The sequence below is a fragment of the Microtetraspora fusca genome (genome assembly GCF_001570365.1).
Taxonomy (GTDB): Bacteria; Actinomycetota; Actinomycetes; order Streptosporangiales; family Streptosporangiaceae; genus Microtetraspora; species Microtetraspora fusca.
The window spans coordinates 147,033-163,126 of record NZ_BBYK01000043.1 but is presented as its reverse complement, the minus strand read 5'-3'; the positions used below and the strand labels follow the sequence as shown (position 1 = coordinate 163,126).

Genomic DNA, 16,094 nt, shown 5'->3' with positions numbered 1-16,094 from the left:
GGTGGTCTCATGACTCCCAGCCGCATCACCGTCCGGGGCGACAGCCCGTACGACGTCGTCGTGGGCACCGGCGTCCTGGGCGAGCTGTCCGGGCTGCTCGGCGCCGCGGTGCGCACGGTCGCGGTGATCCACCCGGCGAGTCTGCCCGAGATCTCCCGCCCGGTCTGCGGCGCGCTCGAGGCGGCCGGGTTCGACGTCGTCTCGCTGCCCGTGCCCGACGGCGAGCAGGCCAAGTCGGTCCAGGTCGCCGCCGAGCTGTGGTCGGCGCTCGGCCGGTACGGCGTGACCAGGTCCGACGCGGTCGTAGGCGTGGGCGGGGGAGCGACCACCGACCTGGCCGGCTTCGTCGCCGCCACCTGGCTGCGCGGCGTCCAGGTCGTGCAGGTCCCCACCACGCTCCTGGCCATGGTCGACGCGGCCGTCGGCGGCAAGACCGGCATCAACACGCCCGAGGGCAAGAACCTGGTCGGCTCGTTCCACCCGCCGAGGGGCGTCCTGTGCGACCTCGCCACGCTGGTCACCGTGCCGCGCGCGGATTACGTCGCGGGGCTCGCCGAGATCATCAAGGGCGGTTTCATCGCCGACCCGGTGATCCTTGAGCTCATCGAGGACGACCCCGCCGGGGCGTGCACGCCCGAGGGCCGGCACACCCGCGAGCTGATCGAGCGCAAGGTCCAGGTCAAGGCCGACGTGGTCGGGGCCGACCTGCGCGAGAGCGGCCTCAGAGAGATCCTCAACTACGGTCACACGCTGGCCCACGCCATCGAACGGGTCGAGGACTACCGCATCCGGCACGGCGAGGCCGTCGCCATCGGCCTGGTGTACGCGGCGGAGCTGTCCCGGCTCGACGGCCGGATCGGCGACGACATCGTCGAGCGGACCCGGTCCATCCTCACCTCGGTCGGCCTTCCCACCGCGTATCGGAGGGAGGCGTGGTCCGCGCTGCGCGACCACATGCGGGTGGACAAGAAGAGCCGGGGCGCCCGGCTGCGCTTCGTGGTGCTGGACGGGCTCGCCCAGCCGTCCCGGCTGGAGGATCCGGCCGAGGAGCTGCTGGAGGCCGCCTACCACGAGGTCGCGCGGTGAGTCCCGCCCGTCTTTCCGGGGCCGGCCGCCCCGGCTTTCCTGACTCCGGATCGCATGTGAAGGCGGTGCGCCGATGAGGCCCGTGCTGGTTCTGAACGGTCCCAACCTGGGACGCCTGGGAATCCGCGAGCCGGACGTGTACGGCGCGCAGACCCTGGAGGACCTGGCCGCGCTCTGCCGGGAGACCGGACGTGAGCTGGGGTTGTCCGTCGAGGTCCGGCAGACCGACGACGAGGCGGAGCTCATCGGGTGGATCCACGAGGCGGCGGACGGCAAGATCCCGGTCGTGCTGAACCCCGCCGCGTTCACGCACTACTCGTACGCGCTGCGCGACGCCATCGCGCAGCGGACCGCGCCGCTGGTGGAGGTGCACATCTCCAACCCGAACGCGCGGGAGGAGTTCCGCCACACCTCGGTCGTCGCGGCCGTCGCCACCGGCACGATCGCCGGTTTCGGCATGCGCTCGTACGTGCTCGCCCTGCACGCGATCGCCGAACTGCCGTCCTGAGCCGCCCCCGCGTTGCGCCCGCGCGACCGGCATGGGGAAAACTAGACGAAAGCTCGGTTGATCCGCGGCGTTTTCGCGGCGCGGACGGCAGGGGCCGGTCGAGGAAGGGCAGACAAAGAGGGGGTTGACGTGGCCTACACGTCGTTCGTGGCCGTCGGGGACAGCTTCACCGAGGGGCTCAACGACCCCCCGATCGACGTGACGGGCGCGGCCCCCGGGCAGGCCGACCGGTTCCGCGGCTGGGCCGACCGCGCGGCCGAGCACCTCGGGCGGCTGCAGCCGGGGTTCCGCTACGCCAACCTGGCGATCCGCGGGAAGCTCCTGGACCAGATCGTCGCGGAGCAGGTGCCCCTGGCGGTGGAGATGAAGCCCGACCTCATCAGCTTCTGCGCCGGAGGCAACGACCTGCTCCGCCCGGGCAGCGACCCCGACCTGATGGCCAAGAAGCTCGCCGCGGCCGTACGCGACCTGCGGAGCACCGGAGCGGACGTGCTGCTGTTCACCGGGGTGGACCCGCGCGACACGCCCATCATGCGGCGGGCTCGGGGCAAGTTCGCCACGTTCTATCTGCACATCCGCTCCATCGCCGACCTGTACGGCTGCCGCCTGGTGGACCAGTGGTCGATGCAGGGGCTACGCGACTGGCGGGCGTGGAGCGACGACCGGCTGCACATGAACGAGCACGGCCATCGGATGGTCGCGGCGAAGGTCCTCGACGTGCTCGGCGTCCCGTCCGAGGACACGTGGCGTACGGCGTGGCCGCCGCGCGAGGACGTCGATCCGCGGGCGAAGCGCCGTGAGGACGCCCTGTGGGTGCGGGAGCACCTCGTCCCGTGGATCGGCCGACGGCTCACCGGGCGGTCGTCCGGTGACGGCCTCGCCGCCAAGCGCCCCGATCTGGCGCCGCTGGACTCCGCCGGTTCGTGACGCCGTGAGTCCGCCCGCTCGAAGCGGGCGGACTACGTGATCGGCCACCACGAGGAGCGACTCGCCGAGGTCGAGGCCGTGCTCACGACGCCGGGCGGTTGATCCGTACCGGGGAGATTTGTGCTGGATGTCGCCGGGGGCGCGCTTTATCGTGTGATCATGCGCCTCCGTGATATCCACATTTATCCCCTTAAGTCGGCTTCTGGTGTGCCGGTGGACGCGGCGACCATCGAGCCGTGGGGCCTCGACGGAGATCGCCGGTGGGCCGTCATCGGTGACGACGGTGACAACCTCTGGCTGGGCGAGTTCCCGCGCATGCTCTCCGTCACGGCGCGCAACCTCCAGGACGGCGGTCTCCACATGGCCGCGCCCGGCCTGCCCGAGCTGGTGGTGCCGCCCGCGAGCGGCCCCCGCGTCCCCGTGGGCTTCACGGGGCTGGACCACGCTGTGGCCGCCGACGCGGCGGCGCACGCCTGGTTCTCCACGCTGCTCGGCCTGCCGGCCCGGCTCGTGTGGCTCGACGACCCCCGGCGCCGCTCCATCGATCCCGCGCACGGCGGGCAGCCGGGCGAGGTGGTCAGCTTCGCGTGGGACGCGCCCCTGCTGCTGACGTCGGCGTCGTCCCTCCGGCGGCTCGACGAGTGGATCGCCGCCGGGGCGGCGGAAGGCGGCGAGGAGCTCCCCGGCCCGCTGTCCATGGCCCGCTTCCGGCCCAACGCGGTCGTCGAGGGCGCCGAGCCGTACGAGGAGGACGGCTGGGCCGAGGTCCGCATCGGCGAGGTCGACTTCCGGGTGTCGGAGATCTGCGACCGCTGCGCCGTCACCACGATCGACCCGGACACCTGCGTGAAGGGGAAGGAGCCCATCCGCACCCTGGCCCGGCACCGCAGATGGGACGGCAAGACCTGGTTCGGCATCCGCCTGGTCCCGCGCGGTCCGGGGAAGATCGCCGTCGGCGACCCGGTCACCGTCCTGTCGCGCGCCTCGTCCGCCTGAGCAGGGCGGCCTCATGGGCACCGGCCCGGCTGAGGGGGCGGCCAAGCCGGTGGGCATGGGCGCGCACAGCGCGAGGTCGGCGGACGCGGCAGGGCCGGGGCTCAGGGGGCGCCGACGGTCTCCTCCCGGAGCTGCTGCAGCTTGAGCACGGCGGGTGTCGGCGAAGCCGGTCGGCGCGGGCGAGCCGCCCGGCGCGGGCGGCGCACAGCGCTCAGGAGGCGGCGAGGCGGCGCAGCGCGTCGCGCACCTTCGCCGGGTCGCCGGTGCGCCAGAACGGCGGCAGCGAGCCCAGCAGGAAACCGGCGTAGCGGGCGGTGGCCAGCCGCGGATCGAGGACCGCGACCACGCCCCGGTCGGTCATCGAGCGCAGCAGCCGCCCCGCGCCCTGGGCGAGGAGCAGCGCGGCATGCGTGGCGGCGACGCTCATGAAGCCGTTTCCGCCCTTGGCGGCGACGTGGCGTTGCCGGGCCGAGGCGAGCGGATCGTCGGGACGCGGGAACGGGATCCGGTCGATGATCACGAGGGTGAGCGAGGGGCCGGGGACGTCCACGCCCTGCCACAGCGACAGCGTGCCGAAAAGGCAGGTGGCCGGATCGGCCGCGAACTGCTTCACCAGCAGCGACGTGGAGTCGTCACCCTGGCAGAGCAGCGGCACGTCCAGCCGCTCGCGCAGCGCCTCGGTGGCGGCCTTGGCGGCCCGCATCGAGGAGAACAACCCCAGGGTGCGCCCGCCCGCCGCCTCGATCAGTTCGGTGATCTCGTCGAGGTACGCCTCGGGCAGGCCGTCGCGGCCCGGCTGCGGCAGATGCTTGGCGACGTACAGGATGCCGCTGCGCGGGTGGTCGAACGGCGAGCCGACGTCGAGTCCGGTCCAGTCGTCGGTGAGGCCCCACTGCCGGGCCATGCCGTCGAACGAGCCGCCGAGGGCCAGCGTGGCGCTGGTGAGGATCACCGTCCGGTCACCGAACAGCTTGTCGCGGAGCATCCCGCCGACCGACAGCGGGGCCACCCGGAGCGTCGGCGGCACCCGGCCGTGCCCGGCATCCAGCCAGACCACCTCGGAGCGGTCGGCCTCGGACTCGGCGCCGAACGCGTCGAGCATGCGTTGCGCGGTGTCGTGGACCTCGTCCAGCGCGGTGAACGCCGCCTTGCGCACACCCGCGTTCTCCGGGTCGTCCTTGTCCTTGTTGCGCGGGCCGAGGGCGGTGATGCAGGCGAACGCGGCGTCCCTGACGAGCGCGAGGGTGAGCCCGAGGGACTGGGGGAGGTCGTCGACCCGCCCGGCCGGCGCCGCCGCGAGCAGCGCGCCGAGATCCTCGCCGGCCTCCTTGAGCCGGTCGGCCACGCCCTGCTCGAGCAGCCTGCCGGCCCGGCGGACCGCGAGCCCGACGCTGCTCTCGGAGAGCTCGTCGGTGACCACGGAGGTCACCCGGTCGACCAGCTCGTGCGCCTCGTCCACCACCACCACGTCGTGCTCGGGCAGGACGGCGAAGTCCTCCATCGCGTCGATCGCCAGCAGCGCGTGGTTGGTGACCACGACGTCCGCCTCGCCCGCCCGCTGCCGGGCCAGCTCGGCGAAGCACTCGGCGCCGCTCGGGCACCGCTGCGCCCCCAGGCACTCCTTGGCGTGGACGGAGAACTGCCGCCAGGCGAGGTCGCTGACGCCGGGGACCAGCTCGTCCCGGTCGCCGGTCTCGGTCTCGTTCGCCCACTCCTGGATCCGCTGGACCATCCGCCCGGTGGCGCTCACCTCGCGCGGGTCGAAGAGCTGGTCCTCCTCGTCGTCCGGCATGCCGGCGGACGCCTTGTACTGGCAGAGGTAGTTGCGCCGCCCCTTGAGGATCGCGAACTCGGGCTTGTGCGGCAGGTGCGGCTCCAGCGCGTCCGCCAGCCGCGGAAGGTCGCGATCGACGAGCTGGCGTTGCAGCGCGATCGTGGCGGTCGAGACCACGATCGCGTCGCCGGTCTCCATGGCGTGCCTGATCGCGGGGACGAGATAGGCGAGCGACTTGCCGGTGCCCGTGCCCGCCTGGACGGCCAGATGCCGCTCGCTCTCGACGGCCTCCTGCACGGCGCGTGCCATCGTCACCTGACCGGGCCGCTCGGCGCCTCCGAGGCCGGTCACCGCCACGGTGAGCAGCTCGTCGACAGGGGGCAGCGCGATCTTGGAGTCACTGGATGGCACGGGAGAACGCTACCCGCTGCCGCCGACATTCGTCGCTTCGCGTCCTGCCCGGCGGTCCGATTCCGGGGGCTCCACGTCCTCGTCCCGGAAGGCCGTTTCGCCGGATCACGGCGGGTCCCCGCGTCTCTTCCGGCGGCTTCCGTAATCGCTCCTGAGACGGCTTCTGTGACGGGCCCGCCACATCCCGTCGTTCCCGGTTCGGCGGAGCGGGGCGCGTGGCACACTTGCGGGCGAGCCCCACTCGGTCAAGTAACGATCTACCCGGTACGGGGCCGGGGGCTCCGAAACGGTGCCGGAACAGGCGTTACTGTAGGGATTCGCCTGGTCGAGTGGACGGATAAGGGCAGGTAAAGGCACTATGTCCTCCATGTCGGAAGTTGTCCCACTGCCATCGTTCGGTGAGGTGTTCTTCGACGCCCGTGGTCAGGACCGCGTGCTCCGGGTCACCTGGCATGAGGGAACGCTGGTTCTCAGCCTCTGGCGGGGCGAGATGTGCACCGCCAGTTTCCGCATGCCCATGGCCGATGTCGGGCGTCTCATCGACACCCTGGACGACGGCTTCACCGAGGCGGGCGGCCAGTACAGCGACGAGGACCCCGGAACCGGTCCGCTGCACCCGGTCAACACGGGCGAGTACCCCGGCACCGGCCAGTACACGCGGCCGCAGCTCCCCGCCCAGGGATACCCGCAGCAGCAGGGGCAGGACGGGTACGGCGCGGCCGACCAGGACGTGGTGCCGTTCCAGCAGGAGCCTCAGGCCCCCGCGTACGCGCAGGCCGGGCCGGACGGCGGCTACCGTCAGCCGGACGACGGTTACGCCCAGCAGGACGGCGGCTACGGATACTCCGACGGGGGCTACGGGCACCCCGACGGCGGGTACGGGCGCGCGGACGCGGGCTACGACCAGCCCGAGGGCGGCTACCCCGAGAGCGGCTACCCCGACAGCGGGTACGGCCAGCAGGACGGCGGATACCCGCAGGCCGGGCCCGATTACGGGCGTCCCGGTCCCGAATACGGCCAGCCGGAGCCGGACTACGGCCGCCAGGGCGGCGAGTACGGCCAGCCCGACCCCGGCTACGGCCGTCAGGGCGGCGAGTACGGCCAGCCCGACCCCGACTACGGCCGCCCCGACTACGGGCAGCCGGAACCGGACTACGGCAAGCAGCCGCCGTACCAGCAGGAGCCCGCTCCGGCCGCGGTCGGTCCGAACGACGTGCTCGTGGCGAGGGGCAATCCCGGCCGGGACCGGCGCGCGGCCTCACCGGCCGACAGCGTCCCGAGGGAGAACATGATCGTGGGCGACTCCCTGCCCTACGACCCCACCCCTCCGGGATACGGCCAGTACGACACCGGCCAGTACGACACGGCCCACTACGAGACCGGCAGGTACGAACCGCCGGGCCAGTACGACCGGGACCAGCACGACAGGGATCCGTATGACAGGGATCCGTATGACCAGGCGACGCGCTCCTACGACGCGCCGCCCCGGTCCGGGGACCCCTCCGGCGGCGGGTACGACCCGGGGGAGCCGGTGTACCAGTTCCCCTCGCCGGTGCCGGGCCGTCCGGCCTACCGGTTCGATCCCGAGCCCTACCCGCCGCAGGGCCAGCAGCAGCCGCAGCCGGGCCAGCCGCAGGCCGCCCCGCCCACCGGAGTGGACCCGAACGACCCGCTCGGCCTGGGCGCCCCGGCGTCGCGCCAGACCGACCCGTCGCTGACCCGGCCCTACATCCAGGACCCGATCTACAGCACCGGCGAGCAGGCGCGCCCCGAGCCGCGGGACGAGCGCGACTGGTGAGGGGGACCGCCCGGCGTCCGTGACGAGCGCGCGAGTACGCTCGACGATTGATGGACATCTCGACGGTCGCCGGGCTGGTCCTGCTGGCCGTCGGCGCGCTCGTGGTCGCCGGGATCGCCAGGAGACGGGACCTGTCGGCCCCCTTGCTGCTGGTGATCGTCGGACTGGTCCTGTCGTACGTGCCGGGCGTGCCCGAATATCGGCTGAACCCCGACGTCGTCCTGCTGGTCTTCCTCCCGCCCCTGCTGTACTCGGCGGCGCTGGACAGCTCCTATCTCCGGCTGCGGGACACGGCGCGCGCGGTGGGCCTGCTCTCGGTGGGCCTGGTGCTGTTCACCACCGTCGTGATCGGCATGGTCGCGCACCTGATGATCCCGAAGCTGCCGCTCGCGGCCGCCTTCGCGCTCGGAGCGATCGTGGCACCGCCGGACGCGGTCGCCGCGGTCGCCATCGGCCGCAGGCTCGGCCTGCCGCGGCGGCCGCTCACCATCCTGATCGGCGAGAGCCTGTTCAACGACGCCACCGCCCTCACCGCGTTCCGGGTGGCGGTCGGCGCGGTGGTCGGGACGGGCGTCGGCCTCGTCCAGGCGGGTGGGGAGTTCCTCTACGCCGCCGGTGTCGGGGTGGCGATCGGGCTGGCCATCGCGTACACGGCGGGGCTGGTGCTGCGCAGGTTCACCGACGCGCTCGTCACCAACGGGATGTCGCTGCTCCTGCCGTACGTCGCGTACCTGGCGGGGGAACTGACGCACGCCTCCGGCGTGATCGCCGTGGTGATCGTGGGCCTGTATCTGGGCTATCGGATGAGCCACTATTCCTACGGGACCCGCCTGCTGTCCAACGCGGTCTGGCAGGTGGCCGACTTCATCCTGGAGTCGATCGTCTTCATCCTCATCGGCCTGCAGCTCCGGCCGATCCTGCTCGGGCTGGAGGGGGAGAGCCCGGCCCGGATCCTGACGTACGCGCTGGTCCTGCTGCTGGTGGCGGTGGTGACACGGGTCGTCTGGGTGATCCCTGCGACGTACGTGCCGCGGATCCTGTCCAAGAGGATCAGGCGGCGCGAACCCGTCCGGCCGCCCTGGCGGTACGTGGTGGTCCTGAGCTGGGCGGGGATGCGGGGCGTGGTCTCGCTCGCCGCCGCGTTCGCCCTGCCGCGGAACTTTCCCGAGCGCAATCTGCTGCTGTTCGTGACGTTCGTCATCGTGATCGGCACGCTGGTCGTCCAGGGACTGTCCTTCCCCTGGCTGATCAGGAAGCTGGGCGTGTCCAACGAGCGTGAGCGTTACCAGGACGACCTGCACGAGGCCGCCGCGCAGCAGGCCGCCGCCGACGCCGCGCTGGCCCGGCTGGACGAGATGATCGCGGATGGCGTCCTGGACGTCCACGAGGAGGTCGTCGAGGTGCTGCGCGCCCGGACCGAGCGCAGGGCGATGCACGCCTGGGAGCGGCTGGGCGGCGGCACCGGACCGGAGGGGGAGGAGACGCCGGCGTCGCTCTACCGGCGGCTGCGCCGCGAGATGATCGACACGGAGCGAGATGTGATCATCCGGCTCCGCGACGAGCGCCGCATCGACGACGAGGTGCTGCGGCGGATGATGCAGGAGCTCGACTTCGAGGAGGCCACCCTCGTCCGCGACTGATCGCGGAGGCGCGACCTGAGGTCAGGCGAGGCCGCCGGGTGAGTCCATCAGGTTGTCGAGGTAGCACCAGCGCCAGTTCTCGCCGGGCTCGAACGATATGATCACCGGGTGCCCGGTCTCCCGGAAGTGCGCGGTGGCGTGCCGTCCGGGGGAGGAGTCGCAGCATCCGATGTGCCCGCAACGCAGGCACTTGCGTAGATGGACCCAGTGCATCCCCATAGCGAGGCACTCGGCGCAGCCCTCGGGCGTCACCGGCGCCGGGGAGTCGGCGCCCTCCAGGTGTTCACACGTCGCCATGGGTTCCTCCGATCTCTCCGCGTCCGCCGGTCGCCAGGCCTGTCCTGTCACCGCGGCCGTCCTCGGGTCTCCGGTTCCCGATGTCGCCGCTCGTCATCGGACACGCCCCGCGAAGGCCACTCGGGGTGGTGTGCTCCTCGTGCCCGCCAGGGATCTCGCTTTCCGGGGGTTTCCCTATTAAGTCCTCGGAAAAGCCGGGTCACGATCTCCGGCATGGATGTCGATCACACCTGTAACGGTGTCCTCGTTTCCGGCATTCCATCATAACTAAGGGGGAATGTCGCAAAATATCCTTCGCTTCATGGATGGGCATGAACCGGATCCGCGATTCACGCTGGCCAACGAGCGGACGTTCCTCACCTGGCTCAGCACCTCGCTCGCGATGAGCGCGGGCGGCATCGCGATGGCGGCGGTCCCGTCCCACATCTTCGTGGACTGGATCAAAACCCTGCTCGCCGTCGTGCTCGTGGTGCTGTCCGCCGTGACCGCCGTCATGGCCTACCCCCGGTGGAGGCGCGTCCAGCGGGCGCTGCGCCGTCAGGACCCGCTGCCCCCGCCCGCCCTCGCGCCCCTCTTCGGGTACGGCGTGGCCGGGGTGGCGGTCATCGCCCTCCTGCTGATCGTGCTGGCATGACGGACACCGAGGCGGGCGCCGACCCGACCTTGGCGAGCTGGGACCCGGGGCTCCAGAACGAGCGCACCCGGTTGGCGTGGGTCCGCACCGCCGTGGCCCTGTGCTCGCTCTCCCTCGTCGCCACGGGCGTCACCGTACGGCACGGCATGGGCGGGGTCGAGCTCGCCGCCTTCTCCTTCGGCGCGCTCTGCGGCACCGCGCTGCTCGTCCGTGTCGGCGCCCGTTTCCGCCGGTTGCAGCGGGCGCTGCACCTGGGGCACCCGCTGAACTTCATGACCGACGCGCTGCTCGCGTGGTGGGGCGTCCTGGCGGTCGTCGCGGGCGCCGCGATCTTCGTGCTCTCGCTGTGAGCGCGGCGCCCGCGACCGGCGGCGCGGGAGTCAGTCGGCGGCCATGGCGATGGTCTCGGCGACCTCCTCGTGGCGCTCGGCCTCCTCGCGGGCGAACCGCTCCGCGTCCAGCTTGTCGGCGATATCCTCGTCCTGCTTCATCAGCGCCTCGAGGCTCTGCCCCGCCATCTCCAGGACGCCCATGTCGGCGTAGGCCTGCTGCAGGCGCGGGCTCCACAGGCCGATGTCCTTGACGCACGGCACGATCCGGCTGAACAGCAGCGAGCGGAACAGGCGCAGGTAGTCCGACTCGTCGACGTAGCCCATCGCCTCGTCGACCTCCTGCTTGGACAGGTCGAGGGCCTCCCACGTCTCGCGCCCGCGCAGCCGGTCGCGCATCAGGTAGCAGCCCTCGATGACGAAGTCCTCGCGCTCGCGCCGCTCGGCCTCGGAGAGGTTCTTGTAGTAGTCGCGCAGCGCCATCCGGCCGAACGCGACGTGCCGCGCCTCGTCCTGCATCACGTACGCGAGGATCTGCTTGGGGAGCGGCTTGGTGGTGATGTCGCGCATCACACCGAACGCGGCCAGGGCCAGGCCCTCGATCAGCACCTGCATGCCGAGGTAGGGCATGTCCCAGCGGGAGTCGCTCAGCGTGCTGTCCAGCAGGGCCTTCAGATGCTCGTTGATCGGGTAGGCCAGCCCGACCTTCTCCTTCAGGAAGCGGGCGTAGGTCTCGGCGTGCCGTGCCTCGTCCATCGTCTGGGTCGCGGCGTAGAACTTCGAGTCCAGGTCGGGCACCGACTCCACGATGCGGGCCGAGCAGATCATCGCCCCCTGCTCGCCGTGCAGGAACTGGGAGAACTGCCAGGCCGCGCCGTGCAGCCGGACATCCTGGCGCTGCTTCTCGCCCATCCGCTCCCACAGGCGAGTCCCGTAGATCGCGATCGTGTTGTCGGGCAGGCCGAGCACGTTGTACGGGTCGACCTCGATGTCCCAGTCGATGCGCTTGACCGAGTCCCACTGCTTGTCCTTGCCCTTCTGGTAAAGGGCGAGCATCCGGTCCCGGCCGTCGTCGTATTCCCAAGTAAACCGGGCCGAACCGGCCATCTCCACATCCCATGTGGAGAGCTCGGCGGGGATGGTGTAAAGCTCGTGGGTCGACACCTTGACCTCCCGTCTACGTACACCGTACGTCCCGACCGTGTCACGTACGCTGTACGTCGTCAATGCCCTGGGGGAGAATCGCTGCCATGTCGACCCTGAACCGGGCGAGGATCGTCGCCGCCGCCGTGGAACTCATCGAGCGCGAGGGCGCGGACGCGATCTCCATGCGCCGGATCGCCGCCGAGCTCGGGGTCGGCGTCATGTCGCTCTACAACCACGTGCCGAACAAGTCCGCCCTGCTGGACGGCGTGGCCGAGGCGGTGCTCTCGGAGATCGAGTTCACCGACGACCCGTCCGCCCACTGGACCGACCGTGTCCGGATCCAGGCCCGGGCGTTCCGCCAGATCGCCCACCACTACCCGCGCTGCACGATGGTGGTGGTGAGCCGCCAGCTCAGCTCCCCGGCCGGGATGATCCCGGCCGAGCGCGCCCTGGCCACGCTGCGCGAGGCCGGGTTCGACGGCGAGGAGGCGGTGCGGATGCTGCGCATGTTCATCGCCTACATCGTCGGCTCGCTGCTCCGCGAGGTCGGGGTGACGCCCACGTTCGCGCCTGTGCGGCCGGACGTCCCGGTGGCCGTGGCCGACCCCGCCCTCTTCCCCGAGCTGTACGCCCGCACGTCGGAGCTCGCCGCCTGCGACCACGAGGCGGAGTTCGAGTTCGGGCTGGAGCTGCTTGTGCAGGCCATGGCCGTGCGGCTCGGCGAGCGCGGCCTGACCGGCCGCGAGCAGGCGTGACATCACCCGGAACGCCGGCGGGCGCCGCCTCCACGCGAACTCAACGGCGCTCACCGGGCCGCCGAGCGGCGACGGTTCCGCCCGTTGGGCGGAGCCGTCGCCGGTGAGACCTCGACGGACTTCAGTAGACGTCGAAGACGACGTCGACCCAGTAGTTGCTGGATTGATAGGTGTTGACCGGGAAGGTGTTCGTCGCGCTGTAGCTGTACACGCCGTTGCCGCCTTGCGCGCCGTCCGCGAGCCCGATGAGGGGCTCGTTCGTGTACTGCGTGGTGAAGTACGGGCGCGACACGGAGTAATAGCCGGACGTGGTGTGGTACGAGGCGATGTACGTCGTGTTGGCGGCGATGGGGACGGGTGAGTTGAAGAACACCTCCTGCCAGCCGGAGGCGGTCTCCCCGAGTGACGTCGTGCTGGCGAGCAGCTGGCCGTCGCTCGTCCAGAGGCTCACGGTGTGGGTCCCCGTGTTCAAGGGTCCCTTGTAGAACCGGATGCCCCGGATGCTGCCCTCGGTGAGGGACGAGAATTTGACGCCGAGTGCCACGGCCTGCGGGTCGGGTTGGCTCACGACGGCCGGGTCCGCCCCGTTGTCCCACAGGCTCGCCGACGGGGTGAACATCACGTCGACCCAGTAGTTGGTGGCCTGGTACGTGTTGCCGGGGAACGTGTTCGTCGAGCCGTAGGCGTATACGCCGTTGCCGCCCAGGTCGCCGTCCTGCGGGCTGACGAGCGGCCCGTTGGCGTAGGCGCCGGTGAAGTAGGAGTTGGTCGTCGAATAATGTCCTGATGGCGCGAGGTAGGACACCACATACGTGGTGTTGGCGACAATCGAGACCGGGGTCGAGAACGTCACCTGCTGCCACCCCGACGCCGTTTCGTTGGTGAACGTCGCGCTGGCGAGCAACTGCCCGCTGCTCGTCCACAGGCTTCCGATGTGGGTCCCCGTGTTCTGGGAGCCCTTGTAGAAGCGGACGCCGGTGACCATGCCGGTCGTGACCGCCTGGAACTTGACGCCGAGCGTGACGGCCTGGGAGTCCGGACTCGACACGACCGCGGGGATGAAGGTGTCGTCCCACAGGCTGCTCGTCGGGATGAAAATCACGTCCACCCAGTAATTAGTGGATTGGAAGGTATTGGTGGGGAACGAGCTGGTCGCGCCGTAACTGTAGACGCCGTTGCCGCCGCCAGCGCCGTCCGCCAGGGCTGTGAGCGGCCCGTTCTTGTGCGGGGTAGTGAAATACGGGCGTGTTACCGAATAGTGCCCCGACGGTGCGAAATACGAGGCGACATAGGTCGTGCCGGCGGTGATGGAGACAGGAGTGGCGAAGTCCACCTGCTGCCACCCGCTCGACGTCTCGTTGGTGAACGTCGCGCTCGCCAGGAGCTGGCCGCTCGAACTCCAGAGATTGCCGGTGTGCGTTCCCGTGTTGAGCGCGCCCTTGTAGAACCTCATGCCCCTGATGACGCCCGCCTGGCTCGCCTGGAACCTGACCCCGAGTTCCACCGAGCCGGCATCGGGGGACGAGTCCAGAGCGGGCACGTCGGTGGGGGAGAAGATCGTGCAGGCGTCGCACGCCGTGACGACGTTGACGTTCACCGTGGTCGGAGCCGTCTGGAGGTTGCCGATGTCGTCCACGGCTCGGACGCTGATCGTCGCGGGGCCGGCGGTCGTGGGCTCCCAGCGATACTGCCAGCTTGAGCGACCTGTCGCCGGATGCCACGTGGCGCCGCCGTCGACCGACACCTCGACACCCGCCACCACGCCGCCGCCGGTGTCGGAGGCCGTTCCCTGGATGACGGTGGTCGTCAGAGTGTCCACGATGCTGCCGCCCGCCGGGTTGGTGATGGTGGACGTCGGGGGGCTGGTGTCCGTCGACGCGGTGGCCGGGACGAGCCCGGGCTGGAGGCTGGCCGGCTGGGGTCCCATGTCGGCGAGAAGGTTGACCGTGGCCTGCTGCATGTTGACGTCGGTGGGCGACCCGGCCCTGTCGTGCACGGCGTCCAGTCCCCACGCCCACTGGGTGGTGCCCGCTCCGAAGGTCAGCGCGCCGTTCGAGGCCTTGTACAGCGTCAGAGCATGGGTCGCGGTGCCGGGGCCGTACGCGCTGCCGAAGTTGACCAGGTAGGTGCTCGTCACGGTGACGGACGTCCTCGAATACTTGACCGGGCCCGGGGGCTCCACCCCGTTGTCGGGCGTCACGTCCCATTCGTAGCCGAGCGTGCCCGCGGGGAAGACGGCGGTCTGACCCGGCGGCAACGACGCGATGGACGTGTTGCGCCACAGTCGCATGTCGCCGAACTCGGCGGGGACGGTCATCGAGTTGTTCGCCGTGCCGTTCACCCGGAACCACGTGCCGGTCACGGCGTTCTCCGGCCGTCCGCCGTCGGAGGGAGGCGAGAAACGGGGGTCGCGCCAGGTGCCGGTCCACTGCGGACTCGGGTCGATCTTGGCGTTGGCCGTCGTCTCCTTGTAGCAGACGAGCGTACGGAACGGCGTGGCCGAGCCGTCGATGCTGGTCTCCCACCTGGTCTTCCAGAACATCTCGTTCCCGGAGAAGAAGGCGAGGTCGACGCCCTGGTTCTGAGCGGCGACGACGTTGTTGCGCATCTCGTTGGACCAGTACTCGTCATGGCCGCTGGACATGTACATCTTGTGGCCGAGCAGCTGCGCCGGGCGCATGGCGGTGTCCACGTCGGTGGTGTAGCTGACGTTGTAGCCGTTGGCCTCGATCCATCGGATCATGGGGTACTCGGAGTCGAAGAAGTAGCCTTCCACCGATCCGTTGCAGCAACTGCTGCCCCGCGTGGTCACCGGCCGGTTGTAGCTGACCTTGTAGGCGCGCCCGGCGGAGGTCGGCGCCAGGTAGAGGCTCCCGCCGCCGAAGGTGTTGTACGCCTGCCACGTGGCGTCGGAGGTCTGCAGCAGGATGTCCGACCCGCGCTCGTCGTCCCGCACCACGAAGATGATCTGGCTCGCGCCGGTCGTGCCGTCCGTCCTGACCAGGTTGGCGAGATAGACGCCCGAGACCGCAGTGGAGGGCACCGCCCACGATGCCGAAACGGCCCAGTTCCCGCAGTCGTACAACCCGGTCGACGTGTCCGTGACGCAGGTCGGCTGGGTCTGCGGCAGGGTGGCCGAGGGGGTGATGGTCGTGATCTGCCGCGCGCCGTTGCCCCCGTAGTAGCCGACGCGGTAGATGTCGACGCGATAGGCGGTCGCGTTCGTGTTGACCTTGAACTGGATCGTCTGCCCGTGGTCGACGCTCATCTGGGTCGCGAAACCCTGGATGTTGCTGCTGCCCGCTCCCGGGACATCCCACTGGCTCGGCGGGGTGCCGGGCAGGCTGTTCTCGACGCAGATGACCGAGGTCGGCGGGTTGCAGGCCGCCTGGAGGGCGCGGGTCTGGGCGCCGGCGCTCTCGGCCGCCGCGCCTCGGGCCGCTTCCCGGCGCAGGGCCGTCGCGAAGCCGGTCCTGCGCGCCTCGTCGCGACTCCATGCCGCGGGGAGTGCGGTGCCGGCGCCGGCCACCGTACCCGTGTGGAGAACGGGCCCGCCCTGCGCGGCCGGCTCGGCGGAGGAGGACGAGCCCAGCAGAGTGATGACCACGATCAGGCCGAGACCGAAGGCGACCAGGAACGCCCGGAGCAGTCGCCGGTCGGATGACGCTTTTTTCGTAGATTCTGGCATGCGCATTTCCATTTCACTGCCCGGCGCGGCCAGGAGGTGAATGGAAATGAGCGGGGCCGGCGCCGGACGTATGGTTTATGCGAGAAACTCGGAGAGTTTCCCGCA

General features: G+C 70.7%; 13 protein-coding genes. 9 read left to right on the top strand and 4 right to left on the bottom strand.

Translation table 11 applies throughout. The features are described from left to right. The first annotated feature begins 9 nt into the window (after nucleotides 1-9). From aroB to AWQ68_RS11685, 4 genes are all read left to right on the top strand, one after another. Entirely contained in the window at nucleotides 10-1,086 is a 1,077-nt protein-coding gene (aroB, locus tag AWQ68_RS11700) for a 3-dehydroquinate synthase (protein WP_066939028.1), read from the top strand. A 73-nt stretch (nucleotides 1,087-1,159) separates the two neighbouring features. Further along, a complete protein-coding gene (aroQ, locus tag AWQ68_RS11695) occupies nucleotides 1,160-1,594 on the top strand; it encodes a type II 3-dehydroquinate dehydratase (RefSeq protein ID WP_066939025.1) in 435 nt (144 codons plus the stop codon). A gap of 129 nt (nucleotides 1,595-1,723) precedes the next feature. Continuing rightward, nucleotides 1,724-2,521, top strand: a complete 798-nt coding sequence (locus AWQ68_RS11690) for an SGNH/GDSL hydrolase family protein (RefSeq protein ID WP_066939022.1) — start codon at nucleotides 1,724-1,726, stop codon at nucleotides 2,519-2,521. 159 nt (nucleotides 2,522-2,680) lie between these two features. Then, nucleotides 2,681-3,517: an MOSC domain-containing protein gene (locus AWQ68_RS11685; protein ID WP_066939485.1), complete on the top strand. Its 837-nt coding sequence runs from the start codon at nucleotides 2,681-2,683 to the stop codon at nucleotides 3,515-3,517. Nucleotides 3,518-3,728: 211 nt separating this feature from the next. On the opposite strand, the gene AWQ68_RS11680 is transcribed toward AWQ68_RS11685, so the two are convergent. Then, complete coding sequence (locus AWQ68_RS11680; protein ID WP_066939019.1) at nucleotides 3,729-5,702, bottom strand: ATP-dependent DNA helicase; 1,974 nt, start codon at nucleotides 5,700-5,702, stop codon at nucleotides 3,729-3,731. 367 nt (nucleotides 5,703-6,069) lie between these two features. Between AWQ68_RS11680 and AWQ68_RS11675 the strand changes: the two genes are divergently transcribed. Beyond that, the gene (locus AWQ68_RS11675; RefSeq protein ID WP_157545168.1) at nucleotides 6,070-7,500 is read left to right on the top strand and encodes a chromosomal replication initiator protein DnaA; all 1,431 of its coding nucleotides are present in this window, start codon (nucleotides 6,070-6,072) and stop codon (nucleotides 7,498-7,500) included. Between the two features lie 50 nt (nucleotides 7,501-7,550). Beyond that, nucleotides 7,551-9,140 carry a Na+/H+ antiporter gene (locus AWQ68_RS11670; protein WP_066939013.1) on the top strand — a complete coding sequence of 530 codons (1,590 nt, stop codon included), beginning with the start codon at nucleotides 7,551-7,553 and terminating at the stop codon, nucleotides 9,138-9,140. Between the two features lie 21 nt (nucleotides 9,141-9,161). Here AWQ68_RS11670 and AWQ68_RS11665 read toward each other — a convergent pair whose 3' ends face one another. Next, a complete protein-coding gene (locus AWQ68_RS11665) occupies nucleotides 9,162-9,437 on the bottom strand; it encodes a ubiquitin carboxyl-terminal hydrolase 14 (protein WP_066939011.1) in 276 nt (91 codons plus the stop codon). A gap of 301 nt (nucleotides 9,438-9,738) precedes the next feature. Between AWQ68_RS11665 and AWQ68_RS11660 the strand changes: the two genes are divergently transcribed. Then, a complete protein-coding gene (locus AWQ68_RS11660; protein ID WP_066939008.1) occupies nucleotides 9,739-10,071 on the top strand; it encodes a YidH family protein in 333 nt (110 codons plus the stop codon). Continuing rightward, the gene (locus AWQ68_RS11655) at nucleotides 10,068-10,421 is read left to right on the top strand and encodes a DUF202 domain-containing protein (RefSeq protein ID WP_066939005.1); all 354 of its coding nucleotides are present in this window, start codon (nucleotides 10,068-10,070) and stop codon (nucleotides 10,419-10,421) included. Before AWQ68_RS11660 ends, AWQ68_RS11655 begins: the two co-directional genes overlap by 4 nt. 30 nt (nucleotides 10,422-10,451) lie before the next feature. On the opposite strand, the gene AWQ68_RS11650 is transcribed toward AWQ68_RS11655, so the two are convergent. Further along, nucleotides 10,452-11,564, bottom strand: coding sequence for a ferritin-like domain-containing protein (locus tag AWQ68_RS11650; protein WP_066939483.1), 1,113 nt, complete (start codon nucleotides 11,562-11,564; stop codon nucleotides 10,452-10,454). A gap of 86 nt (nucleotides 11,565-11,650) precedes the next feature. Between AWQ68_RS11650 and AWQ68_RS11645 the strand changes: the two genes are divergently transcribed. Then, a complete protein-coding gene (locus AWQ68_RS11645; RefSeq protein WP_084463883.1) occupies nucleotides 11,651-12,301 on the top strand; it encodes a TetR/AcrR family transcriptional regulator C-terminal domain-containing protein in 651 nt (216 codons plus the stop codon). A 121-nt stretch (nucleotides 12,302-12,422) separates the two neighbouring features. On the opposite strand, the gene AWQ68_RS11640 is transcribed toward AWQ68_RS11645, so the two are convergent. Then, entirely contained in the window at nucleotides 12,423-15,989 is a 3,567-nt protein-coding gene (locus AWQ68_RS11640; RefSeq protein WP_066939002.1) for a DUF4082 domain-containing protein, read from the bottom strand. Between the last annotated feature and the right edge of the window lie 105 nt (nucleotides 15,990-16,094).